21 protein-coding genes, 1 tRNA gene and 1 pseudogene are annotated in these 25,287 nt (G+C 47.2%); 4 read left to right on the top strand and 19 right to left on the bottom strand.

Features of this window, described 5'->3' with window-relative positions:
- Positions 1-8 precede the first annotated feature (8 nt).
- Positions 9-1,940, bottom strand: coding sequence for an NAD(+) diphosphatase (nudC, locus tag G464_RS10115; protein WP_022857087.1), 1,932 nt, complete (start codon positions 1,938-1,940; stop codon positions 9-11).
- A 123-nt stretch (positions 1,941-2,063) separates the two neighbouring features.
- Entirely contained in the window at positions 2,064-2,693 is a 630-nt protein-coding gene (locus G464_RS0105690) for a DUF4916 domain-containing protein (RefSeq protein WP_022857086.1), read from the bottom strand.
- 158 nt (positions 2,694-2,851) lie between these two features.
- Here G464_RS0105690 and trxA point away from each other — a divergent pair, with 158 nt between their 5' ends.
- The 4 genes from trxA (at position 2,852) to G464_RS0105670 (ending at position 8,599) form a co-directional block, all read left to right on the top strand.
- A complete protein-coding gene (gene trxA / locus G464_RS0105685; protein ID WP_022857085.1) occupies positions 2,852-3,217 on the top strand; it encodes a thioredoxin in 366 nt (121 codons plus the stop codon).
- 216 nt (positions 3,218-3,433) lie between these two features.
- On the top strand, positions 3,434-4,459 hold the full coding sequence (locus G464_RS0105680; protein ID WP_022857084.1) for an aggregation-promoting factor C-terminal-like domain-containing protein: 1,026 nt from the start codon (positions 3,434-3,436) through the stop codon (positions 4,457-4,459).
- Positions 4,460-4,780: 321 nt separating this feature from the next.
- Positions 4,781-5,482, top strand: a complete 702-nt coding sequence (locus G464_RS0105675; protein ID WP_022857083.1) for an ABC transporter ATP-binding protein — start codon at positions 4,781-4,783, stop codon at positions 5,480-5,482.
- A gap of 9 nt (positions 5,483-5,491) precedes the next feature.
- Entirely contained in the window at positions 5,492-8,599 is a 3,108-nt protein-coding gene (locus G464_RS0105670) for an ABC transporter permease (RefSeq protein WP_022857082.1), read from the top strand.
- 267 nt (positions 8,600-8,866) lie between these two features.
- Here G464_RS0105670 and G464_RS0105665 read toward each other — a convergent pair whose 3' ends face one another.
- From G464_RS0105665 to G464_RS0105585, 17 genes and pseudogenes are all read right to left on the bottom strand, one after another.
- Positions 8,867-10,243: an NCS2 family permease gene (locus G464_RS0105665; protein ID WP_022857081.1), complete on the bottom strand. Its 1,377-nt coding sequence runs from the start codon at positions 10,241-10,243 to the stop codon at positions 8,867-8,869.
- Between the two features lie 140 nt (positions 10,244-10,383).
- A complete protein-coding gene (pstB, locus tag G464_RS0105660) occupies positions 10,384-11,163 on the bottom strand; it encodes a phosphate ABC transporter ATP-binding protein PstB (protein WP_021617675.1) in 780 nt (259 codons plus the stop codon).
- 17 nt (positions 11,164-11,180) lie between these two features.
- Positions 11,181-12,266 (bottom strand): phosphate ABC transporter permease PstA, encoded by a 1,086-nt coding sequence (gene pstA, locus G464_RS09090; protein WP_080651163.1) that lies wholly within the window; start codon positions 12,264-12,266, stop codon positions 11,181-11,183.
- A 114-nt stretch (positions 12,267-12,380) separates the two neighbouring features.
- Positions 12,381-13,358 (bottom strand): annotated as a pseudogene (pstC, locus tag G464_RS09085) (phosphate ABC transporter permease subunit PstC); the annotation flags it as partial.
- Between the two features lie 39 nt (positions 13,359-13,397).
- Entirely contained in the window at positions 13,398-14,786 is a 1,389-nt protein-coding gene (locus G464_RS09080; RefSeq protein ID WP_022857080.1) for a substrate-binding domain-containing protein, read from the bottom strand.
- 670 nt (positions 14,787-15,456) lie between these two features.
- The gene (locus G464_RS0105640) at positions 15,457-16,356 is read right to left on the bottom strand and encodes a cysteine ABC transporter substrate-binding protein (RefSeq protein WP_022857079.1); all 900 of its coding nucleotides are present in this window, start codon (positions 16,354-16,356) and stop codon (positions 15,457-15,459) included.
- Between the two features lie 60 nt (positions 16,357-16,416).
- A complete protein-coding gene (locus tag G464_RS0105635; RefSeq protein WP_021617670.1) occupies positions 16,417-17,238 on the bottom strand; it encodes an amino acid ABC transporter ATP-binding protein in 822 nt (273 codons plus the stop codon).
- Positions 17,231-17,905 carry an amino acid ABC transporter permease gene (locus G464_RS0105630; RefSeq protein ID WP_022857078.1) on the bottom strand — a complete coding sequence of 225 codons (675 nt, stop codon included), beginning with the start codon at positions 17,903-17,905 and terminating at the stop codon, positions 17,231-17,233. Before G464_RS0105630 ends, G464_RS0105635 begins: the two co-directional genes overlap by 8 nt.
- A complete protein-coding gene (locus G464_RS0105625; RefSeq protein WP_021617668.1) occupies positions 17,892-18,545 on the bottom strand; it encodes an amino acid ABC transporter permease in 654 nt (217 codons plus the stop codon). The genes G464_RS0105630 and G464_RS0105625 overlap by 14 nt, the downstream gene beginning before the upstream one ends.
- A 201-nt stretch (positions 18,546-18,746) precedes the next feature.
- Positions 18,747-19,496: a GmrSD restriction endonuclease domain-containing protein gene (locus tag G464_RS0105620; RefSeq protein WP_022857077.1), complete on the bottom strand. Its 750-nt coding sequence runs from the start codon at positions 19,494-19,496 to the stop codon at positions 18,747-18,749.
- The gene (locus G464_RS0105615) at positions 19,496-20,362 is read right to left on the bottom strand and encodes an aldo/keto reductase (RefSeq protein WP_022857076.1); all 867 of its coding nucleotides are present in this window, start codon (positions 20,360-20,362) and stop codon (positions 19,496-19,498) included. Before G464_RS0105615 ends, G464_RS0105620 begins: the two co-directional genes overlap by 1 nt.
- A gap of 760 nt (positions 20,363-21,122) precedes the next feature.
- Entirely contained in the window at positions 21,123-21,818 is a 696-nt protein-coding gene (rplA, locus tag G464_RS0105610) for a 50S ribosomal protein L1 (protein WP_021617664.1), read from the bottom strand.
- 62 nt (positions 21,819-21,880) lie between these two features.
- Positions 21,881-22,312 (bottom strand): 50S ribosomal protein L11, encoded by a 432-nt coding sequence (rplK, locus tag G464_RS0105605; RefSeq protein ID WP_018143356.1) that lies wholly within the window; start codon positions 22,310-22,312, stop codon positions 21,881-21,883.
- Between the two features lie 362 nt (positions 22,313-22,674).
- Positions 22,675-23,415: a transcription termination/antitermination protein NusG gene (gene nusG / locus G464_RS09075; protein WP_022857075.1), complete on the bottom strand. Its 741-nt coding sequence runs from the start codon at positions 23,413-23,415 to the stop codon at positions 22,675-22,677.
- 51 nt (positions 23,416-23,466) lie between these two features.
- Positions 23,467-23,700 carry a preprotein translocase subunit SecE gene (gene secE / locus G464_RS0105595; protein WP_022857074.1) on the bottom strand — a complete coding sequence of 78 codons (234 nt, stop codon included), beginning with the start codon at positions 23,698-23,700 and terminating at the stop codon, positions 23,467-23,469.
- A gap of 45 nt (positions 23,701-23,745) precedes the next feature.
- A tRNA-Trp gene (locus G464_RS0105590) sits at positions 23,746-23,818 on the bottom strand.
- 267 nt (positions 23,819-24,085) lie between these two features.
- Entirely contained in the window at positions 24,086-25,282 is a 1,197-nt protein-coding gene (locus tag G464_RS0105585; protein WP_022857073.1) for a pyridoxal phosphate-dependent aminotransferase, read from the bottom strand.
- Positions 25,283-25,287 lie beyond the last annotated feature (5 nt).

Here is a 25,287-nt window from a genome sequence, read left to right as displayed (position 1 = left end):
TTTTTATCTTAGCGTAATTGTGTTCCGTACCACTGCTCAATCATGCGCAAAGCGATAGATGCTTTACCGGGTAGTTCAATGCGTCCAGCAGCAAGAGCCTGCATAAACTCGTCTCGGCTAAACCACTGGGCATCTGCTACTTCGCTCGTATCTATGTTCAGCTGCGTATCGAGAGCGTATGCACCGTAGGCAAGCATCAGAGAACCTGGGAAGGGCCATGGTTGCGAACCCAGATAATGCACGGTATCTACTGTAATGCCCAGTTCTTCTTGAACTTCGCGATGAACTGCATGCTCTGTATTTTCTCCAACTTCCACAAAACCTGAGCATACAGAATAAACGCCATTCTCCCAGGCTTTATTATGCTGGAGCACAATACGATCTTCTGAATCGGTAATGCGCACAATCATCGATGGCTCTATACGAGGGAAATGAATATGTGCGTCTGAACCTTCACATTGCACAGTCCATCCGCCATTTATGCTGTGTGTGGCATGTGCACAGTATCCGCAATACCGTGTTTTACTGTGCCACAAGCTCAATCCCTGTGCCATTGCACCCAGCTGAGCCTGATGCACTGATAACAAGCCAGATACAGAACGGAAAATAGGCCAATCGTATTGCATAAGCGCACGGCTCACAAAAGTAGTAACCACGCTATGCGCTGTATCGTCGGTGAGCACATCAAAATCAAGGGCAATATATGTTCTCATCTCATCGTGCGCCGCATCGTAGAGTTCCCCCAAGTAGTAGAGAGCGTCAGGATGCTGCGCAAGAGTTTGCGCCACATACGAGCCTGCTAATTCTACAAGCCTGCGCATATGCCCAGTGTGTATAGCTGATTGTATGCCTGCTTTTGCCACAGCAATACGAGAGTTTTTCACAAGAACTACGAAAGTATTCTCGGCAGATAGAACATCGTGCCAATTATCTGGCGTTATCTGCTCGCGACGGTCAATATGCCAATTCACAGCGCCTTGAGTCATAGGAATATCGCTTAACAGCTCTCCCACACGCAAGGATTCAGCGTTTACGGTTAAAGGTAGCGCAGAGCAATCAGCAGACGGTGTTGACACGGAGCGTACGTCATCAACTAACTGAGCTAGAGCAGCAGCAACCTGTGCAGGCTTTTCATAACAGCTAAAATGCCCAGCGTCTTTAATCTCGGTAAAACGCATCTGAGATTGCTTCATAGCATCAGCAATCGGACGCATTACATCGGGTGCAGATGATGGGTCTAAGGAACCGCTGATAACTGCTGTTGGAACAGTAATCGTTCCTAAAGTATCATTATCGTCACGCCTACCTGCAGCCATACGTTGACGCCACGCCACTCCAGCAGGACTTTGTGAAGCAATCCACGCCATAAAAGTATGAATAAATTCATCGGATTTCTTAAAAGCTGAATCGTCATCTTGTGGCTGAGCAAAATGGAAAACTGGCTCAAGTGTTGCTTCACGTTCTAAACGTTCAGCAATAGCTAAACGGTTCGCGCGTTGAGCAGGAGTATCAGCATCTGCTTTTGTATCGCACAAGGCAATACCAGCAACAGCATCGCTAAACTGCCGTGCAATAGACAAAGTGGCGTAACCGCCCATAGAAATACCTGCAAAGATAGCGCGATTAAAACCGGCAGAGTGCACAGCATGCACAATAGATGACGCCATGCGATCCATGGCTTGCGTATACGCACCATCATCGGCAATCTCGCCCACGCTTGCGCGATCGGGAACAGGATTCGTGCCCGCTCCAGGCATATCAACTGCAAGCACAGTTACGCGACCATGTGTCTGCTCAATAATCTGCGCTGCAGTAGCATCCCACACGTGATGATCAACTGGAAAAGCGTGAATAAGCACGAGCGGAATGTCGCTATGCCCTGCAGGAACAACAGCGCGATGATAAGTGTGCACAGGAATGTCGAAGTATTTTATGGCCATAGTTGTACGCTACCACGCGTGCTTTACTGTGGAAGTAGTTTACTGTAGAGGTTGCTCACTGTGAACGTCTGTGGCGCAACGATGCCTGAGAAGCAGCTCCTACTCACCTTTTACGCGCCTCTCCTACACGCCCGCGCTGGTTAAAGCCTGCACAACAATACGATCGAAACCATTAGGAAGTTGAGCTAAAAACTCAGGTCTTACTGCCTCACTTACGCTTACCCATTCCACGTCCAGAGTTTCATCCATAGGACGGCAATCACCGGCAATATCGACGATATAGCACAAAGCAACAGCATGTTGGCGCGCATCGAAGTAAGGACTTACTCCTGGAGTTGGGAAGAACTCAGCCACCATAAAAGGCTGCAGATTCACGGGAAGATGTGGCAAAGTCATATCGCCCAAATCTTTCGATATATTGCGCGCAATAGACTCACGAATCGTTTCGTGAAAGAGCACACGTCCTGTAATCAGCGTGCGCGAAACGGTGCCATCAGCATCATGAGCGGTTAGCAAAGAACCCACATACGCAATACGTCCCAAATCATCGGTTCGCACAGGAACAACAACAATATACGGCAGAGGCGTTTTTGAACGCACATCATCAATATCGCGACGCGATAACCATCCAGGAGGATTATGCGAGGACGAACCGCGCATAAAATCATCCGGAGTTATATCATCAAATTCGCCGCGCTTACGACCTGCATCAAAGTCGTCGCTATCAGGGACTTCATCATTGAGAACTGACATACACTTAATTATTGCACTTCACCCAGAGCAAAGTGAAGGGAATTTTCGTCGCACTCAGAACGTTGAAACAGTTAAACTAGAAGTAGTACCGTTCTGCGCGGAACTTCGCGATATATAAGAAATTAAGAATACTGAAGGATATTTACTGAAGGATATTTATGGCAACGCAGACTATTGAACAAGAAAAGTTTAACGATATTATTAGCAACAACAATATTGTTCTCGTTGATTTTTGGGCTACATGGTGCCCTCCTTGCCGCGCTTTCGGACCAGTATATGAGAAGGCATCTGAGAAGAACGAAGATATTTATTTTGGCAAAGTTGATATTGACCACAACCAAGATCTAGCTCAGGCTGCACAGATTCAGGCAGTGCCAACGCTGATGGCCATTAAGAACGGCACCGTTGTGTTCCAGCAGGCGGGCGCTTTGACTGCTTCTCAGCTTGACAGCGTTATTGAGCAGGTGCGCAATATTGATGTGGATGCTGAAGCTGAGACTGAAGCCCAGGATGAGGCTGAGTAAGCCTGAAGTGGCTAGAGGATTCGTATAGCATCTGCATAGCTGCCCAATTCTAAAAGCTGATTGCCCATATTTTAGCCTTTGAACGCCGTTCGTGGTAAAATTATGGGCAGTTGTGTAACTAGCTGCTATTAGGGCGGTTAGAGATGTTCGCGAGTCACATGCTCGCATACTTGAATAATTAAATATCGAGCATTATTCGCCAATCTGAGGAGCTTTATGCCTGGTCGCCACGGACAACCGATCGTACCATTACATAAAAAAATGACCCGCAAACACTGGATTGCAGCCAGCGCGGGTGCTGTAGCAGTTATTACTCTTGCCACCAGCACTGCTTTTGCAACCGTCAATTACTTTAACGGATCATCATCTTTGCATATTACTGCCTACTCTATTAACGATTTGGTCAGCAATAGTAAGGACGTATCGCGTAGTACGTTACGCTCTGCTTTGCGTAATAATGCGGGCGACTCCTCTGCAGATACCGAATACATTAAGGTTGTTATTAACGGAACCTCGCGTATGGTTTTGGGCTCGGATTTTACTGATGTAAAGTCTGTTTTAGCTGCAGGAAATATTACTTTGGAATCAGATGATTCCGTCAGCCCTTCCCTCGACACGAAGGTGAAGGAATCCACTGTTATTAAAATTACGCGAGCTAACTCACAAGTTGAAACGGTTGAGCAATCTGTTGCATATAACACTGTAGAGATTGAAGACAGCACTTTAGCTGAAGGCACTCGCAAAGTAACGGTTAAGGGCGAAGACGGCGTTGTTGAACAGACTAATTTGGTAACGAAGAACGCCGATGGCGTGGTCTCCACTTCTACTCTCACTGAGTATGTGAAAAAAGCTCCTGTGAATGAGGAAGTTCATGTAGGTACGAAGAAAGCAACAGCAAGCACATCTTCTAGTTCTTCTGCAAACCTTGGTACCACTGTTCCAGTCAGCGAAGCACAGTCTATTGCACATGAGATGGTTTTAGCACGCGGTTGGTCTGAATCTGACTTTACTGCTTTGGTGAACCTGTGGAATAAGGAATCTGGCTGGCGCACAACTGCTGCTAATCCTTCTGGAGCTTATGGTATTCCTCAGGCTCTTCCAGGAAGCAAGATGGCTTCCGCTGGTGCAGATTGGCAGACAAGCGCTACCACGCAGATTACCTGGGGCTTAGGCTATATTGCTGGTCGCTATGGTACGCCAACAGCAGCATGGGCACATTCTCAAGCTTATAATTGGTATTAAAGTGATTCATCTAATCCTTGCTGGTGTTGAGATGGTTGAATAGCAGTTCGGATTAGTTTCAGATTAAGAGTCCCCGTGTTCAGTGCAAAAGTGCTGACGCGGGGACTTTGCGTGCAGTGGTGCTGCGGTGGCTGTAGTGTTGTGGCGGTTGTATCGCGTCGTGCTTAACCGTTTCATACACCTCTTATGCCACTTATGATGCGGAAAAATGGCTTCACAAGCGGCATAACAGTTGCGCATATGAGCATTCCCCAAAAACCGATAAGAACAACCAACACGCTCCGATAGAGTTTCTGCCTCCACCTGTGCAAGAATGAGACTATGAGTTACATCGACGTACAGCATTGTTCCAAATTTTATACTGCAGGCGATAGCACAATCATCGCGAATAACGATGTAACTTTTAGCGTGGAAAAAGGCGAACTCGCTATTATTTTAGGAGCCTCGGGAGCAGGAAAATCAACCATGCTCAATATTCTCGGCGGTATGGATACCCTCAACGAAGGTCATGTTATTATTGATGGTCGCGATATTGCAGGATATTCCTCGCGCGAGCTCACTGCTTACCGCCGCACTGATGTTGGCTTTGTTTTCCAATTTTATAATCTTATCTCCAATTTAACCGCCAAAGAAAATGTTGAATTCGCTTCAGAAGTAGTGCGTAATGCTATGAGTCCGCAAGAGGCACTCATAGCTGTGGGACTATCTCATCGCATGGATAACTTCCCTGCTCAACTGTCGGGTGGCGAACAGCAACGTGTTGCAATTGCTCGAGCTATTGCAAAAAATCCTAAGATCTTGTTATGCGACGAACCAACGGGCGCTTTAGACTATCACACCGGTAAAGCGATTTTGCAGATTTTGCAAGATATGAGCCGCAAGAAAGGCTCTACAGTCATCATTGTGACGCATAACTCCTTAATTGCCCCTATTGCCGACCGTGTTATTCGCATGGCAGACGGTCGTGTGCGCAGTATTGATGTTAATCCTCACCCTCAAGACATTGCGGATATTGAATGGTAGGGGTGAGTTATGAGTTTATTGCATCGCACATTATGGAAAGATATATGGCGTTGCCTTATTAAATCAAAGGGTCGTTTCTTCTCTATTATGATTTTATTGGCTATCGGTTCTTTTGCTTTAGTAGGACTGAAAGTCGCATCTCCTGATATGAGCTTAACTGCCCAGCATTATTTTAATGCTCATCATCTTGCTGATGTGCAGGTTATGAGCACAATGGGTTTAGATAAAACTGATTGCTCTCTTCTGCGCAAAATACACGGTGTGGAGCGATCCGAGTGCGGTTATCTTACTGATGTAACGCTGGGAACAAGCAATAAAGCTATCCGTCTTTTTTCCAATAGCTCTAAAATTTCTACTTACGAAGTCGTTAGCGGTCGTTTACCACGGTCTAACGCTTCCTCAGAAATAGCTTTAAGCAATCAATTATCTGGAACGTATAAAATCAGCCAAACAGTTGAGGCTCATGAGGATTCTCAGCAATCCGTTTTACGCACTAAAAAGCTAAAAATAGTAGGTTTCGTACACTCTGTAGAACTTATATCGACTATTAATCTCGGCCAGTCACGGGTGGGTACCGGCTCCTTGGAGGGTTACGGAGTTCTCTCTCCCACAGCTTTTCGCACTGATTATTACACGCTGGCTCGTTTAACTTTTCGAGATATGCGCCAAATCAATCCGTATTCCAACGCATATACCGAGCGTTTACGCAAACATAAAAAGCAGATAGAGAAGGCTCTGGCTGGCAGACCTGAGCAACGCTTGGCAGAGATAAAAAAGACAGCAACAGATAAACTGGACGCTGCTCAGCAAGAAATTGACAGTAATACTGCCTCGCTTACCGAAAAGCAGGAACAGCTCAGCCGAGCGCAGGAGCAGTTTAATGCTCGAAAAATTGAGGCGCAGCAAGGCGAGCAGCGCAGTGCCGACGGTTTAGCTCAGCTCAACACAGCCAGAGAAAAACTTGATGCCACGCATGCCCAACTCGAACAGTTACGCGGGAATTTAGAGTATGCGCGCGAGCAGATTATTGCCGCGCAACATCAACTCGATGCTTTGCAGAACGCTCCCCCGTCTGCTGACAATACGCAGACCCAGCAGCTACGCGCTCAACTCAGCGCTCAACTTAATCATCAAAGCGCAGCCTATAACGCGGCTTTAGCGCAATATGAAGCGGGTGCAGCTGAGTATGAGAAGGGCTTGCAAACCTACACGTATCAGCTGGCTCAGTGGGAGCAAGCGAATAGTCAGTTACGCGCTGGAGCTGGACAGCTCAAGGCTAACGAAAGCACGTTGAATTCCTCTCAAGCTCAGTTAGATGGCGCGCGAACGCAACTCGATGAGGCTCGGCGGTTTTTAGACACGTCGCGCTCTGATACATTTAAGCAGCTCAACGAGTTAGAAGAACCTGTGTATTCTGTTTACGGACGCAATGATTGGCCTGGACATGAGGGCTACACGGTGTATTCTTCGTCCCCGCGCACGATTGACGCGCTCTCGCATATTTTCGCGGTTTTCCTGTTCTTTGTTGCCGTTATGGTTACGATAGCTACAATGTCGCGTTTTGTGGATGAGGAGCGCACTAATGCCGGCAGTATGAAAGCTTTAGGGTACCCTGATACTGCGATTATGCTCAAGTTCGTGGTATATGGCGCTTTAGCCTCGCTGATTGGTTCGCTTCTGGGAAGTGCGCTCGGGCATGTGGTGTTACCAACAGTTATTTATGCAGCTCACTCCGACCGTTTTACTCTGCCTGCACTTGAATTACACTTTGATGGCATTACCTCGATGATAAGCGTTGCCACTGCTTTAGCCTGCGCTACTGCGCCCGCTATTTTTGTGTGCCTACGCGAGTTGCGCGAAAAACCTTCTGTTCTGCTTCTGCCGAAGCCTCCTGCAGCAGGTTCAAAAATTATTCTCGAACACATACCTGTGCTATGGAACCGCTTAAGCTTTACGTATAAAGTGACCTTGCGCAATATTATGCGTTATAAAGACCGCATGTTCATGACGCTTTTTGGCGTAGCGAGCGCTACAGCTTTACTCTTCGCAGGTCTCGGTTTGCAGTATTCAATTAATTCGATTAATAATCGTCAGTTTAGCGATTTGGTTCATTATGATGTGATTGTGTCCAGCTCCCCTTCTGCACAGACTTCCGCTGAGCAGAAGGCTCGGAAGGAGCAAAAAGCGCAGTTAGAGCAGGAGTTGCGATCTTCTGCCGTGCGCTCTTCAACTGCTGTACATTTTGAAACAGTATCGAAAGTGGCGGGACCCGATGATGAGGCACATTCGATTGCTCTTATTGCCTCGAACAAGCCTCGCGAGTTAAGTAAGTTTATGACGCTGTTAGACGCTTACTCGCATCGCCCTTTAGAGCTGACAGATAAGGGCGCTATTATTTCGCATCGTTTGGCAAAGCTGACTGGGGTGCATGCTGGAGACACTTTAAGTTTCAAAGATGCTGATGGTCGTAGCAGATCTGTGCGCATTACGGGCATCAGTGAGATGTATATGGGTCATTACATGTATATGACCGCTACCACATATAAGCGTGTGTTCTCCGCTGATTATGAAGCTCAGGGGTACCTTGTGCAGCTCAAAAACCGTAGCATTTCTTCTGTGGAGAAAGAGGCTGCGCGTCTGACTGAGTTGGATGCTGTGTCGGGCGTTGTTCAAAACGTGGCGCTTTCAGCTCAGATGGATACGATTGCGCAATCCCTCAACAAGGTGATGTTTGTGCTGGTGCTTGTGTCTATGTTGCTCACCTTCTGTATTTTGTATAATTTGACGAATATTAATGTGTCTGAACGTATTCGAGAGCTTTCTACGGTAAAAGTGCTGGGCTTCTTTAATGGTGAAGTAACTCTGTATATTTACCGCGAAACGATTATTTTGTCGTTGCTGGGCACGCTTATGGGCTTCGGTTTGGGACGAGCTTTGCACGCATACATGCTGGAGGTGGTGCCTCCGAGTTCCACCATGTTTTATGCGGGGACGGGGCTATGGGCGTATATTGTGCCGGCGGTAGCGATTGCGGTGGCGTTGGGGATGCTGGCGGCGTATGTGCATCATCGTTTGAGGAGTGTGGATATGTTGGAAGCGCTCAAAGCTGTGGACTAAGAGGTGCGCGGGTTTTTAGCGGAGTTTGGTTTGCTTTATTTGATTATTCTTGTACGGCAGACCGGAGCACTTGGGGGACGGTTCGTGAAACGTGACTTGGCATAGTGTTCCATGATTCACGTATGCGCGAGGACTTCAATCACTCCCTAAAATAATAGAACCGACCATACAGTCCAACAAAAACGGAGCAGCACAAACCCCACTAAGTCCAATGAACCACTAAAAAAGGGAACGGTGCATAACACCGTCCCCTTCAGTCTTTACGCCTTAAATAATGGCTTGCAAAGTTAAATCAATAATAAACAGAAGAGCTACACCCCAAATAATTGGATGAACCTGCTTAGCTTCCTTCTTGCATACCTTTACGATGCAGTAGGTAATAAAGCCTGCTGCAATACCGTAAGAGATGGAGTAGGCGAAAGCCATGAATACGCCGGTAAAGAAGGCTGGAATGGCTATAGTCAAGTCGTCCCAAGCGATTTCTGCGAAGGAGCTCATCATCATGCAGCCCACGATAACGAGAACTGGAGAAGTAGCTGCGCTCGGAATTGCAGAAATGAGGGGTGCGAAAACAGTAGACAGCGCGAATCCAGCGGCAACGATAACCGAGGTTAAGCCGGTACGACCGCCCGCAGCAATACCTGCAGCTGACTCTACATAGGTAGTGGTGTTCGAGGTACCGAGCAAAGAACCGATCGAGGTTGCTGTAGCATCAGCAAACAGAGCCTTATCCATCTTGGAGCTGAAGCCAGCGTGCTCTTCCATCTGCTTCTCATCATCAGCAGAGAAGATACCTGCGCGGCGGCCGGTACCGATAAAGGTGCCGATCGTGTCGAAAGTATCGGACAGAGAGAAAGCGAAAATGGTGACGAGAACCAGAGGCAGACGTGCTGGGTCAGCGAAAAGCGCTGGGAAACCCTTTGGTGTAAAGATAGCGAAAGCAGTTTCTGGCAGCTGCTGGAACGACTGTACGATGCTGATGGACTTGCCCATAGATGTGAGGCCGTAAGGGATGCCGATAAGCGCGGCTACCGCGATAGCGATTACGAAAGCGCCCTTGTTGAGCCATGCGAGCTGAGCTGGGAACTTAACGATGAGCAGAACGATAGCAACGATGAGGCCAATAAGGAAGACCTGCAGCTGAGGGTCTGCGAAAGAGGAGAGCGCCGGAGCGCCCGATTCGAAGTTAATGACCTTAATATTGAGCAAGCCAACGTAAGCGATAAAGATACCGATACCGCCGCCAATAGCGTGCTGAAGCATTGGCGGAATGGACTTAATAATCATCTTACGCAAGGATGTAGCGGTAATAATAATGTTAATAATGCCGCAAATAAATACCATAGACATGGCTTCTTGCCACGTAAAACCAACACCTTTCACAACAGTGAAGGTGAAGAAGGCGTTGAGACCCATACCTGGAGCTAAACCGTATGGAACGTTAGCAAACAAGCCCATAATAAGGGTACCAACAATAGAGGCGATAATGGTTGCCAGGAATACTGCGCCCCATGGCATACCGGTTTGTCCCAAAATACTTGGGTTCACTGCAATGATGTAGGCCATTGCAAAGAAGGTGGTTAAACCTGCAGTTACTTCAGTAGATACCGAGGTACCGTTCTCCTTCAACTTGAAGAAATCCATTGTCTTCATTTCTTTCTCTCTAGTGATAATAAATGCAAGGCGCAGCACACCAGGCGTCGCACCCGCCCAACCCAATCAGCGCATAGTGTGCACCGACAATAAAGCCGAGACAGCACCCACAGGCAATCTCGGTTCTATTCTTAGCCGAAACGACCAGAAATATAGTTTTCTGTTTCTTCGGATCGTGGATTGGAAAAAATTGTTGTCGTGTCATCAATTTCAACAAGATGACCCGGTTTTCCTGATCCTTGAGTGTTAAAGAACGCCGTTGTATCGCTCACACGTGCAGCTTGCTGCATATTATGCGTCACGATAACAATGGTGAACTCGTCTTTTAACTCGCCAATCAAGTCTTCAACTGCCAGGGTGGAAATAGGATCCAATGCAGAGCATGGCTCATCCATGAGCAATACCTGAGGATGCACAGCCACAGCACGCGCAATGCATAAACGCTGTTGCTGACCACCTGATAATCCAATTCCTGGTTTATCTAAACGATCTTTCACATCATTCCATAAGGCAGCTCCGCGCAAAGCCCACTCCACCACAGCGTCGGCATCGGACTTAGAAATGCGCTTATTGTTGAGCTTAACGCCTGCAAGAACGTTATCGCGAATAGACATTGTTGGGAATGGATTAGGACGCTGGAATACCATACCCACATCGCGACGCACAGCTACTGGATCAGTATCGGGAGCATATAAATCCTTACCCTCTAAAAGTACTTCACCAACAACGTGAGCACCTGGAGTTGTTTCATGCATACGATTGAGTGTGCGCAAAACAGTTGATTTTCCACAACCAGATGGTCCAATAAAAGCAGTCACCTTATTGGGTTCAATCACCATATTCACATCGTCCACAGCATGAAAATCGCCATAGTAGACGTTGAGATGATTCACATCAATACGTTGTCCCATGAGTTACCTTTCAGACCTTACTTCGTCTTCACCGAGAAAATCTTAGCAATAAGACGACCAATAGCATTCAAAATAAGTACGAGAATAATCAAAACTAAAGCTGCTGCCCACGCACGTTCCATGCGGATTCCTGGCACGCACAAACCAACAGTATCCGTGCCAATCTGCGATATGGCTGGACACGATGCCATACCCTGCTGGAACTCGTTATATACGTATACCGGCAACGTGGTCATACGACCGGAGAGGAGGTTAAAGTTCGTACTCGAAATAGATCCTGCAGCAATAAGCAGTGGAGCTGTTTCACCAATCACGCGAGCAATAGCTAAAATAACGCCCGACACAATACCTGGCAAAGCAGTGCGCAAAACTACGCGAATAATAGTGCGATATTTCGGCACACCCAGCGCATACGAAGCCTCGCGCAAATCAACAGGAACAATAGAAAGCATTTCTTCTGTAGAACGCACGATGGTAGGAATCATCAAAATCGATAATGCAGCAGAACCAACAAAACCGTTCACTGTTCCCGGACCAAAGAGCAAACTAAACATAGCGTAGGCAAACAAACCCGCCACAATCGACGGAATACCGCTCATCACGTCTACAAAGAAAGAAATTGCTTTATGTAAGCGTTTCTTAGCGGAATACTCCACCATGTATACAGCGGTCATAATACCTACTGGAACCGAAATAATAACGGCCCCCAAAGTAATTTCTAAGGTGCCAATGGCTGCGTGAAGAATGCCTCCGAAAGGATACAAACCGCCAACAACACCGCGCATATTATGCGTAAGGAAGTACCAGTCAAAACGCCTCGCACCATTAACAACCGTGGTATAAAGCACGGAAATCAGAGGAATAACGGCAATGAGAAATGCTGTGTAAATTAACACGCGCATAAGCAGATCTGTGCGTTTGCGAGCAGCTAAGGAAGATCGTGAAGGCTTGAGCTTGTCGAAGTCAGGGGTTGGGGAAGACTGAGCCGATAGCGAAGCTCGAGCCGTTGGCGAAACTTGAGTCGTTGGCTCGAGCGTGGTAGTGTGCGTTGTTTCTTGAGGCGTTGCTGCGCTGGAAGTGCGCGATGCTTTCTGATTAACCATTTACTTGCCTCCTTTCTGAATGCTCTGCGTATCGGCTCGGTCAGCGGCAATATTTTTGCGAGCGCTGAAACTATTCGCCCAGCGCTTCATCAACTTCTTTACCCAACTGGAGTCAGAATGACGATGGGTTAAACGTCGAGCGGCATAGTTCACAATAAAAGTAATAACAAAAAGAACCAAACCTGAAGCGATTAAAGTGGATACGCCAATAGAATCAGCTTCTGGGAACTGAGCGGCGATGTTAGCAGCAATCGTCTGATTTTGTGACGCGGTGAACAGATGCAAGGAATAGGTGCTGCCAGGAGACAAAATCATAAGCACAGCCATTGTCTCACCTAAAGCTCGACCTAATCCGAGCATAGAAGCGGACATTAAACCGTTAGCTCCAAAAGGCAAAACAGACAGTTTAATCATTTCCCACTTCGTAGCACCTAAAGCCAAAGCTGCTTCTTGCTGGAGCAATGGAGTTTGCACGAAAATATCGCGTGCCATAGAAGTGATAATCGGCAAAATCATAACTGCCAGAACCACAGCAACCGTAGCAATCGTGCGCGGAGGATTAGACACAGAGCCTGCGAACACCGGAATCCATCCGAAAACTTTGTTAATCGCCGACCATACAGGATACATGTGCGGCACAAGCACCAAAGCTCCCCACAAACCATAGACGACCGACGGAATAGCGGCCAGCAAATCGACTACGGAACTTAAAACGGAGCTAAGTTTTTTGGGTGCATAGTGTGAAATAAATAGAGCGATACCCACCGCAACAAAAAATGCTAAGACGAGCGCCAAAGCGGAAGCAAGAACGGTTCCAAAAATCAGTGGTCCCACGAATGCTAAGAAACTTGTAGTGCGTCCGCCAGTAAAAGAAGAAATAACGTGGGCGGCAGCTTCGCGATTGCCTACAAAAACAGGGCTTGCTTGGATGAGTAAGAACACAAAAACAGCGGCAAGTACGCCAAGAATAAGAACGCCAGCAGCAACTGCACACCAGCGGAAGAGCGTGTCGGCAGTAATTTTTTTTAGACTGGCTTTTCCAGTGGTGTTTGCGGCGCTGTTTCCGGCGCTGCTATTAGCACTGTTTTTCATGTGGTTTTTCATGATTTTATTCATGCGGTTTTTCATGGTTTACGCAAACTCCTTGGAGAGGGCGGAGGTTATCTCTTGGGGATGCGCAAAATTATTTTTATTTACCACAGTACGCAATGTAGTCATCGTTTTAGCAGTATTCTTCGCAGCACTGAACGTAGCATTGCTTGAAATATTAGCGCGCGCAGTATTGACTGCAGACACTGTTTTCTTTGCTGAAGAAGTCGCACCAGAAGAGCTATCATCTGCAGAAATATCGCCGGAAGAAATATCGCCGACCGCTTTCATCATCTGCTCGCGCAACGCACTAGGCAGTGGAGCTGCGCCAGCATAGTCCTCGGATACTTCCTGCCCCTCATCGCTGAGCACGTAAGTGAGCCACTGCCGCACAAATGTTGCCGTTCGCGCGGACTTGTAGGTGGTGCACGCCACTTCATAGCTCACCAAAGCGATAGGATACACGCCCGACTTCTTTGTGGCGTAGTCCACGTCAACGATATAGCGACCGTCCTTGAGGGCTTCTGCATTGAGCGGTGAATGGTTAATCAGTTGTGCTGTTGCCTTAGCGCTTGGCTGCACATACTCTTGCCCCACTTGCACAGAAACCGTGCCAAGGTTGGAGACTTGCGCGAAGTCCGCATAGCCGATTGTGCCCTGAGCCTGTCCGATTGTCATTACCACGCTGGGCGTTCCTTTGGCTCCCTGACCGATAGTGTATGGCCATGTTTCGGTAGGATCGTTCGTCCAGTCTTGTGGCGCAGCCTCACGTAAATATGTTTGGAAAGTTTTAGTGGTGCCTGATTTGTCGGAGCGCCATACTGGGGTGATGGCTAGGTTCGGTAATTTGGCTGCGATGCTTGGATTTTCTGCAATGATAGCTGGGTCGTTCCAGCGGGAAATGCTTCCGTTAAAGATTTTAGCGAGGGTTGCGGGGGACAATTGTATGTGAGCGTCTTGGAGGCCGTACTGCGATAGGTTGTATGCGATTGCGATAGGCGAGACATAGGTTGGAACTTCGAAAGCTGTGCCTTGGGCGCATACTGCCTGCGATTGCTTGACTTGGCTATCACTTAGCGGAGCATCAGTTCCTGCCCAAGAGACAGCACCTGTAAGAAAAGTATTAACTCCAGCACCCGAACCTGATGGATCGTAAGAAATAGCTGCGTTCTGTTGACCTGCACTGTATCCAACAATCCACGCATCAACAGCTGATTTTTGAGACGACGCACCAGCAGCAGCAAATTCACCACTTAATGCTTCGAGTTTACGTGCGCCCCACTGCGAATCTGTTAGCGCCGAACTAGGCGTATTATCTCCACACGCAGATAACGCAAAAATACTTGCACCTACAAGCATCGAAGTTATAAGCCGACGCCAAGGCGTCAAAACATCTCCCGATGCAGGACGGTGACTGTGTGTGCGATGCATAACTTCTCTCACTACTGGCAACTCATCAACAGTAGATATTTTACAGTACCCTCCTATATAATCGATAACGCTTACAACACTCAGGGATCCTTTAATCCACTTACAGATAATTTTCAAGTGCGACACGCCTTTAATTTTCACCCAAAAGTGTTATATTGATCAAAGTTTCTTCGTATTTTTTTTGAGAAAATTGAAAACACCTGATATATTTTATTCAGGCCGATGTTTCCTTTTTACCCTCTTCTCTTGGACTCATCGGCTCTTCTCTTTTTTGTTTTATATCAATCTGTTTGATTTACGCATTAACTAGAACGCAAGCGCCCAAGCCAATAGGATTTATACGTCAAAAACAGCACGCTTTGTGTGTAACGTATCTGCTCACGCGTTAAAGACGCAACTGCACAAGCCTGAGCAGATACGTAAACCCTGCAACACAATTATGGTTTATTACGAAGTCATTCGCGTGTTATCTTAAGCTTGCCCCCACAATATGCGGGTTATAGGCCAAAATGTGTTGATGGTAAGCCTTCTTCCATCTTTAACCTTCACGCATAGGCACAGTCGTTGAATACCACAAACACTCCATACAAGCATCAAAATGGCGGAGGCTCCCCTTCCGAGGAAGCCTCCGCCTTATATATACAGATTTTCTACGCAGGTTTGCACAGCTTTAGAGCTTGCCACCTTCAACAACGATTTCATCTGCATTAATAGAATCACCATAAACTGGCAGCAAGGTTTCTTCGTAATCCTTGTGGAAGAACTGCTCACCTGCTAAGATGTCAATCTCTTTGTTGATCCAATCGAGCAGAGTCTTGTTGCCCTTCTTCACGGCTGGAGCAATGGTGTCAGTATCACCCAAAGAAGTAATACCTACCTTGAAGCCCTTGTTAGACTTAGCCCAAGCCAATACCTCAGTATTGTCAGTGGAGAATGCGTCACCACGACCATCAAGCAAAGCGTTATAAGCATCAGCGTACTGATCATACTTTTGCAGCTTTACTTCAGGATGCTTCTCTTCGAAGTAGGTTTCTGCAGTCGTTCCCTTAGCAACAATCAAGGTCTTATCCTTCAACTGATTTACATCAGTAATTTCTGCGCCTTCAGGAGATACAACGCCCAAAGCAACCTTCATGTATGGCTTAGCAAAGTCAACCTTCTTAGCGCGCTCTTCAGTAACCGTAAAGTTAGCCAAAGTAATGTCGACCTTATTAGAAGACAAAACGTCTACACGAGCAGCAGGATCTACAGAAGTGTACTCAATCTTTACACCCAAATCCTTTGCCAAACGCTCAGCAAAGTAAACATCGTAACCCTGGTTCTTACCATCTTTATCTACATAACCGAATGGAGCTTTATCGGTAAATACAGCTACCTTCAAAACGCCCGACTTCTTAATATCATCTAAAGTGCGAGTGCTCTTTGAAACAGTTAACGACGAGCCAGATGTGCTGCTGCTGACCTGTGGACCGCATGCTGCAAGGCCGACCGTCAAAGAAAGTGCAGCCATACCAGCAACGATGTGACGTGCGTGCTTTTTAATCTGTGTGAGTGCTGAAACGATGCTCATACGATCTTCTTTTCTCTCTTTGCGATATTTTATTTCTGGGCTTCACTCATGCGGTGACGCTCAAATGCGGTGACGCTCAAACTTAAAGGTGTTGAGGAACTGCTGAGCACGCTCAGTACGAGGATGCTCAAAGAATTCGTCACTATTGTGTGACTCCTCAACAATGGAACCGTTCTCCAGCAAAACCACATGATCGGCTACTGCACGAGCAAAATCCATTTCGTGCGTCACGATCATCATGGTCATGCCTTGATCGGCAAGCTCAACAATAACGTCCAGAACTTCGCGCACCATTTCTGGGTCAAGCGCGGCTGTTACTTCATCGAACAGCATAATATCTGGATGCATAATAAGGGAACGTGCGATAGCTACACGCTGACGCTGACCGCCAGAAAGCTCACGTGGCTTCGATTGCGCACGATCCTTGAGACCAACGCGATCGAGCAGCTGTAAAGCCTCTTGCTCAACTTCCGCTTTATTGCGCTTTTGCACAATAATTGGAGACATTGTTACGTTACCCAGCACGCTTTTGTGTGGGAACAAGTCATAGCTTTGGAAAACCATGCCAATACGTGTGCGCAAATCCGCTGGACGCTTGTTAAAAGTAACGTTCTGTGAAGCGATTACTTCATTATCTAAGCAAATTTCTCCGCCTTGGATTGGTTCCAAACCTGCAACGGTGCGTAATAACGTTGACTTTCCGGAACCTGAAGGCCCCAGCACAACAGTTACCTTACCGCGAGGAATATTGAGGTTAATACCGTTGAGCACAGGAGCTTGTGCATGTGGGTACTGCTTGACGACCGCATCAAAAACAACGGTATTATCTGCTGATTGATTCTTTGCTTCGTTTTGCGTTTCTTTTTGCGTTTCGTTACTCATGAGACCACTTTTTCTCTAAATATCCTGCAATAAGGGACAACGGCCAACTAATAAAGAAGTACATAAAGAAGATGACACCATAAATCCACAGCGCTCCTTGAGGATGCGTCATGCGATTGACATCGATGATTTGCTGACCAACTTTAATCACTTCTACTACGCCGAGCAATACAGCTAATGATGTTGTTTTGACCATGCGGGTAGCCAGGTTTACAGATGCTGGCAAAAGACGACGCAAAGCTTGTGGCAAAATCACGTAGAAGAAGCTCTGAGCGGAGTTCATACCCAACATTTGTGCATTTTCACGCTGTGAGTTCGGAATCGACTGCAAAGCACCACGTACCAAATCTCCCAGCTCAGCTGCGCCCCACGCAATAAACACAATAATCGTTGCGAAAGTTGCATCAAAATTCACGTTCCATGCGCGAGCAAAACCGTAATACACAATGTACAGCAAAGCTAACTGAGGCATAATGCGAATAATATCCAAGTAAATGCGCATAATCAGACGCACAAACTTATTATCCACAGTCATAAGCCAGCCCACAATAATGCCTGCAGGAAGAGAAGCGAGAACGGATACGCCAGCAATCCACAAAGTTACAAGAAGGCCCTCAAAAAGGCGCGGCATAACGGAAGGCTGGAAAAGAATATCAATTCCTTGCATAGTCGAACCTCCTCTCCAACCATGTGCCAATGAGGGAAATAGGCAGCAGCACAATCAGGTATGAAACTGTAAGCAGAACAAGGGCTTCATAGGTGTTGTAATCATTGCCCATAATGTCTTTTGCCTCATACATAATATCCGCGAGCGCGATAGCAGAAACAACAGATGATTCTTTAATCAGGAAGATGACGTTTGCTATAACGCCTGGCATTGCAGTGCTGAGCGCCTGAGGCAAAATAACGCGCGAGAAAATCTGCACACTATTCATGCCCAGCATTCGCGCTGACTCACGCTGTATAGGAGCAACCGCATCCAAACCGCCACGCAGAGCTTCTGCCATATATGATCCACCCAAGAAAGCGAGACCCACAATTGCTGACTGCGTTGGCGACCAGCGCACACCGAGTTTTGGTAATCCAAAGTAAATAAAATACAGCTGCACCAGTAACGGGGTATTGCGGCTGAGTTCAATATAGACGCGAATAATCTGACGGACTACGGGAACGCGAGCGCTTTCAATTGCTGCCGCGAAAACACCAATGATAAGGGAGAGCACTATTCCCCACACCGACACATTGAGTGTGACCACAAGTGCCTGAGCAAAAGTGGGAATTTCTTCAAGAATAAATGGCCAGTTCACGTCTTCACCTCCCTCATCTGTTTATTATTTGTGTTTTATTTTCTCTTTTTTCTCATTCATGTAATAGCAACATACGTAAGCGCGCCTTTAATAGGGTAAAACGTTCGGGATTGCAACACACGGTATGCGTAAGTGCTTCTTTTAATATAGCGTTATAGGCTCAATTTATTGAGCTGAGAGAAAAATCGCTCAAATCTTCGTTTATCGCGCAGGTAATACTTGGTTACTACAGCCATGCAAAACTTTGAGCATGGCGTTCTTCTCAGATGTTGTAACGCTGAGCTGATACTTCGTTTTCACACCTATTTGGCGCGCAACATACGAGCACGCGTAAGCCGTGTTTGATGGTAACCATTCGTCTGCTGAAGCATCTTCTTTCTGCTGATTTGCAGGACCATCAACTGCGAGAAGATTATAGGTATCGTTACCAAATTCATAGCGTCGAGCAGTATTCCACGCATATGCGCCTGATTTCCAGGCATTACTTAAAGCAACAACATGATCTATTTGCACTGCTCTGCTTGTGTCGATGCCGCGCTTAAAATGTATAGTTTTTCCTGTATACGGGTCGTTAAGAACACCTGACGCAACTCTGCATGAGGTTAAACTTTTATAGCGCACGTCTGCTAAATCGCGGGCAAGCACATCTTCGCGCACATCGCAGCCATTACCGTCATCATCTGTTTGGCGGAAACCGAAATAGTCGCGCTTATAGTGACGGCTTGGGCGAGGATTATCGACAACTTTGAGCTGTGCTAGTGCTTCAGCCGCCTGACCGGTTGCTGTATATGTGCCGGTTGTGCGCGCCACAGTATCGCTAACTTGTGGCAGAAAAGAGCCAATAAGTACGCCAAGAAAAACAATGACACACATAAGGTAGTACCATTGCTTTTTTACTGCGATAACTTGACGGCGAGCTCTGGTGCGGCGACGCCTGTAATGCCTAAGCATTAGCTATAGGAGAAAGTAGCTGGATCATGCCCTGCACGTGTCAAAGTATTGAGAGAATCAATAAATGCTATATCATCTGCAGTCAGTTTAATACTGCGGCTTTCTAAGTTCTCTGCTAAACGCTCCTTATGCGCAGACTTAGGGATAATAATAATATTTTTAGCCAGATGCCAAGCCAAAATTACTTGAGCTACGCTTGCGTTATGACGTGCAGCTATCTGCTCGAGCTGTTCACCACCAGCGGTTAAATCTGCTCCGCGCCCCATAGGAGAATATGCTTGTACTGCAATCCCCTTACTCTGACTATATTCTACGACCTCGCGCTGTTGGAATGTTGGATGTAATTCAATCTGATTAACAGCAGGATACTCTCCCACCTGATCATATAAACGATCTAAATCTGTAGGCATAAAATTGCACACGCCCAAAGTTTTTACAACTCCTGCTTCGCGTAGTTCACGCAAAGCAGCCCATGTTGTATCGCTACGCCAATCAAAAGGAGTTGGCCAATGAATCATATACATATCAACGTAATCAGTTTTGAGCAGACGTAGCTGACGCTCAAACGCGCGTAAAGCTGTGTCGTAACCTTGCTCGGAATCTCGCAATTTTGTAGTGAGCCACAACTTACTGCGGTTCTCGCCCTGAGCAAAACCAGCGCAAGCCAGACCTTCACCCACGCCATCTTCATTACCATAGCCGGCAGCAGTGTCGATGTGGCGATATCCGACTTCTAAAGCGTCGCATACAACTTGTGCCACATCGCCATTATCGATGCGCAAAACTCCCGCTCCGATGCGAGGGATATTACGACCGTCGTTGAGCTTCATTGAGTCTGCTGCTGGGGTTGTTGTCACGTCTACCATGCACCCCACTCTAGCGTAGGTGGCGTAGAAATTCGGTTGTGTTGTGACTCGATGAGCGAGTTATCCACATTGTCCGTTGCGGGAGTGTAACTCGCGGAGTGGGTGTGCGTGAACGTTACGCTGTTCTTGGCAACCTAACACACATGGCTGGCATATCGCAGAGAAAACTCGCTCAGTAGGCTGCATGTTATTCAAGCGCTAATGAATGGGGTGGTTCATTTTGATTCGCATGCTGTATCTTTCACCGCTATCAGTAGCGCTACACCTTAAAGTAATTTAGCCGCTGAAATCGGAAGTGGTAAAAGCTTTACCATTCACTACTAAGCACAGCAATGAAAGATACAACAGAAATGCGGATCTTCGGACTTAGCGGGGTTTAAGGGAGGATGTTGTCAAGACATCTCTTCGGCGTGAATGTGTTTATTTTATGAGCAAAGTCGATACGCGCAACCGATATGTCAGTTTTGAAGCCATTTTGTGCATCAAAACTGACACAACAGGTGTATTAATCGGTTAAGCAGAATGAGTGAGAGCAATAACCCTCGAATTTAATGCAGCGTGAAGCCTGATTGTGCCGAACAGCTACTAGTCACGCACGTGCAAGCATGAGACCCCGCCAAGTCCGATGAACAACAAAAACCGACGTTCGAACCGCCCCCACAAAACAGCAAAACAAAATCCCGCATACGCTGGCATTTCCATACCTATGCGTGATGCGGGATTAAAGTTCTGTTCGTATTATCGCGAACTATGCAACTACTTATGCAGCCAATGGAGCTACATCCAGTGGAACACCAGGACCCATAGTAGAAGTCATGGTTACCTTAGTGATGTAACGACCCTTAACGGTAGTTGGCTTCAAACGACGGATTTCATCAGCTACTGCACGGAAGTTCTCTTCGAGAGCTTCTTCAGTGAAGCTGAGCTTACCCACGATAAAGCTCAAGTTGCCGTGACGATCAACGCGGAACTCAATCTTACCGCCCTTGATGTCAGATACAGCCTTAGCTACATCCATGGTTACAGTACCGGTCTTAGGGTTTGGCATCAAACCACGAGGACCGAGCACACGACCCAAACGACCAACCTGACCCATCATATCTGGAGTTGCTACTACTGCATCGAAGTCAGTGTAACCCTTAGATACCTTCTCGATGAGCTCTGCATCGCCAACTTCGTCTGCACCAGCTTCGAGAGCTGCAGTAGCCAATGGGCCACGTGCGAAAACGATTACGCGAGCGGTCTTACCAGTGCCGTTAGGCAAGTTCACGGTACCGCGAACGAGCTGGTCAGCCTTACGTGGATCTACGTTGAGGTTGTATACAGCCTCAACAGTTTCATCGAAACCGCGAGCTGGCATGCTTTTGAGCAATGCAATAGCTTCAGATGCGGTGTAGAGGTTTGAACGATCTACCTTTTCGGCAGCTTCGCGATACTTCTTAGAACGCTTTGTCATCTGCTTCTCCTTAGCAGTCGCAGTGTGGGCAAGCGTTTGCCCTTCTGCTTCGTGGATAATAATTAGTCGGTTACGGTAATGCCCATAGAGCGTGCGGTACCCTCGATGATCTTCATACCTGCTTCGATATCGCGAGCAGACAAATCAGCCATCTTGGTTTCAGCGATTTCGCGTACCTGTGCCTTGGTTACAGAGCCAACCTTGGTGGTGAGAGGATTTCCAGCACCCTTATCCACGCCAGCTGCCTTGCGAAGAAGTTCTGCTGCTGGAGGTGTCTTCAGAACGAAGGTGAAGGAACGATCTTCATATACAGTGATTTCTACTGGGATGATCTGACCAATCTTATCCTTAGTAGCATCGTTGTATGCCTTGGTGAAGTCCATGATGTTCACACCATGGGAACCCAATGCTGGACCCAGTGGTGGAGCAGGGTTTGCCTTACCTGCAGCAATCTGCAGCTTGATGAGCGCTGAGACTTTCTTCTTAGGAGCCATTTTATGGTTCTTCTTTCTGTTAGCGGTTCAACGGAGTTTGTCTCGTAAGACGCGCCCCTCCCGCGGTTTTCATCTTCTCTGCCTTTCAGCGTGCCAAAGCGTGCTGAAAATGGCAAGCCTTTCTATTATGCCTGATTGTTGTGACAAATAGCAAGTTTGGAGGAAGGATAGTTGTGCTCATGGCTGTGCGACATGACGGGCGCGCACATGGCATGGCTGACAGCGTCCGGTTTAAGTTTTGAGCACGTGAACCATGGAATAGCCATAGCCACCCACTTTTCACGTCCCAGACCACGCGCAAACAAAGTTCGCGTCCACTCTCTCGGGTGAACGCGAAGACAGAATAACAGCTTTAAGCAGCCTTAAGCGTCAATCTTAGCCACTTGATCGAAACCAAGTTCTACTGGGGTTTCGCGACCAAAGATAGATACAAGCACAGACAGCTTTTGTGTTGCTGGGCTGACCTCAGAAATAACTGCAGGCATCGTAGCGAACGGACCATCAGTAACAGTCACGGATTCACCCACAGAGAAGCTGACTTCAATCTGGCGAGCCTTCTTACGAGCTTCAATATTGTCAGTGCCCTTCAATGCTTCAGAACGAATCATTGGAGCCATCATAGACACAACTTCTTTGCGAGACAGTGGAGCTGGTTCACCGCCATTACCCACAAAACCGGTTACGCCCTCTGTTTCGCGCACAATACGACGAGCATCCTCATCTGGCCACATGCGGATAAGCACATATCCTGGGATGCGTACGCGGGTAACAACTTTCTTACCCTTGTCAGTATGCTGTTCCACCTCTTCCATAGGAACTTCGATTTGGAAAATTTGGCTTTCCAGACCATATGACTGAACGCGAGATTCTACGTTCATCTTTACGCGTTTTTCGTAGCCGGAGTAAGTATGCAGAACATACCACTTACCTTCCAGACCGCGCAAAGACTTAGAGAAGTCCTGGACTGCCTTCTCACCTGGATCGAGAGCATCTTCAGCTTCAACATCCTGAGCTTCAGTTTCCACGTCTACTTCAGCTTCTACTGGCTCTGCAACTTCTGCAACCTCAAGAGCTTCTTGATTTTCTTCAAAATTCTCAGTCATAATTCCCTACTGGGTTAATCTCGATAGTTTTATATGCAATACAAGCTTTTACTAGCCAAACAAGGTGACCATGAGCTTACCTAAGCCAAAGTCCAAACTTGTAATAAAGATCATGAGCAATACAACGAAAATGAACACTGCTACAGACCATCCCAGTAATTCCTTACCTGATGGTGCTACAACCTTAGAGAGTTCTTCAAACATCTGCCTGATGAACATACCAACGCGCAGGAAGATATTTGGCTTGCGAACTTTTGCAGCCTTAGTGTTCTCAGACTTTGCCATTTTGCAATCCTCACTCAATGTTTCTGTGCAGTTTTACTGCCCTAGCAGGGGCCGCGGGACTCGAACCCACAACCTACGGTTTTGGAGACCGTTGCGCTACCAATTGCGCCAGACCCCTAGGTGTACTGGTAACATCGTACACAATCCTCGGGATTGCCTTTATATTGTGACAAGTACCCTCGACTATGTAACGACGTATGGCGTTTTTACCGCCAAATGTTCAGTTTACCGTGGAATGTCGATTTCGTCTAATCACTTATTTTTCAATTCCTCCACCAGCACATCTTCTCCATATTCTCGGCGTGGCGCACGCATAACGCAACAGCTACGAAAAAGTGCATAAGCCCGTCTCGACTTATGCACTTTAACCGCACTGTAGTAAGGCTTATGCGAGCCATTCTTTCAAACGACGCATACCCTCAACTAAGTCATCATCTGCCAAAGCGTAGGAAAAACGAATATATCCAGGTGCGCTAAATCCTTCACCAGGAACAGCAGCTACATGTACTTCATCTAAAATCAGAGCTGCAAGCTCTACTGTATTTTCACAAACCGTTCCGTTCTTACCGAGCGGTTTACCGAGCAAACCTGTAAAATCAGCGAAAGCATAGAAAGCCCCCTTTGGCATCTCGCAACTCACACCTGGCAACTCATTAAGAGCGCTCACGATTGCGTGACGACGGCGATCGAAAGCCTCACGCATAGCAGCTACAGCACTTAAATCGCCAGCAATAGCAGACACTGCAGCGCGCTGAGGAACATTAGACACGTTCGACGTCATATGTCCCTGTAACTTCGTTGCTGCTTTCGCCACTTCAGCAGGAGCGAGAAGCCAGCCGACGCGCCAACCAGTCATAGCATAAGTTTTCGCAACACCGTTCAGAACAATCAACCGATCGCGCACCTCAGGTACAAGAGAACCAATACGCGCGGTTTCGGCGTCATCATAAGTCATGTGCTCATAAATTTCGTCGGAAATAACCCATACATCATGCTCGATAGCCCACTTCGCGATTGCGCGCAAAGTATCTGCAGACCATACAGCGCCTGTTGGGTTGTTTGGAGAATTAATGATGATAGCTTTAGTACGTTCGGTAGTAGCTGCTTCGATTTGCTCGATACTTGGTTCGAAAGTATGCTCAGCATCTGCAAAAACCTCGACAGGCACGCCACCAGCAAGTTTGATTGTTTCTGGGTAAGATACCCAGCAAGGAGTAGGAACGATTACTTCGTCCCCCTCGTTAAGAATAAGTTGGAAGCTCGCGTACACCGCATGCTTGCCGCCGTTAGTTACCACTATCTGCTGAGGATCTACCTCATAGCCGCTATCGCGTGCGGTTTTGTGAGCAATTGCTTCGCGAAGTTCTGGTAAACCTGCTGTTGCAGTATAACGATGATTTTTTGAGTCCTGCGCTGCTTCTACTGCTGTGCGCACAATATAGTCAGGCGTTGGGAAATCAGGTTCTCCAGCGCCGAAACCAATAATATCGATACCGCTTGCTTTAAGAGCTTTTGCTTTAAGATCGACTTCTAAAGTAGCTGATGGTGCAACATTATGAATGCGTGTGCTTAACTGTGCCATGCCTT

The sequence above is a fragment of the Alloscardovia omnicolens DSM 21503 genome (assembly GCF_000420505.1).
Lineage (GTDB): Bacteria > Actinomycetota > Actinomycetes > Actinomycetales > Bifidobacteriaceae > Alloscardovia > Alloscardovia omnicolens.
Note: the sequence above shows the minus strand (reverse complement) of the source record. Positions and strands in the feature narration are given on the sequence as shown.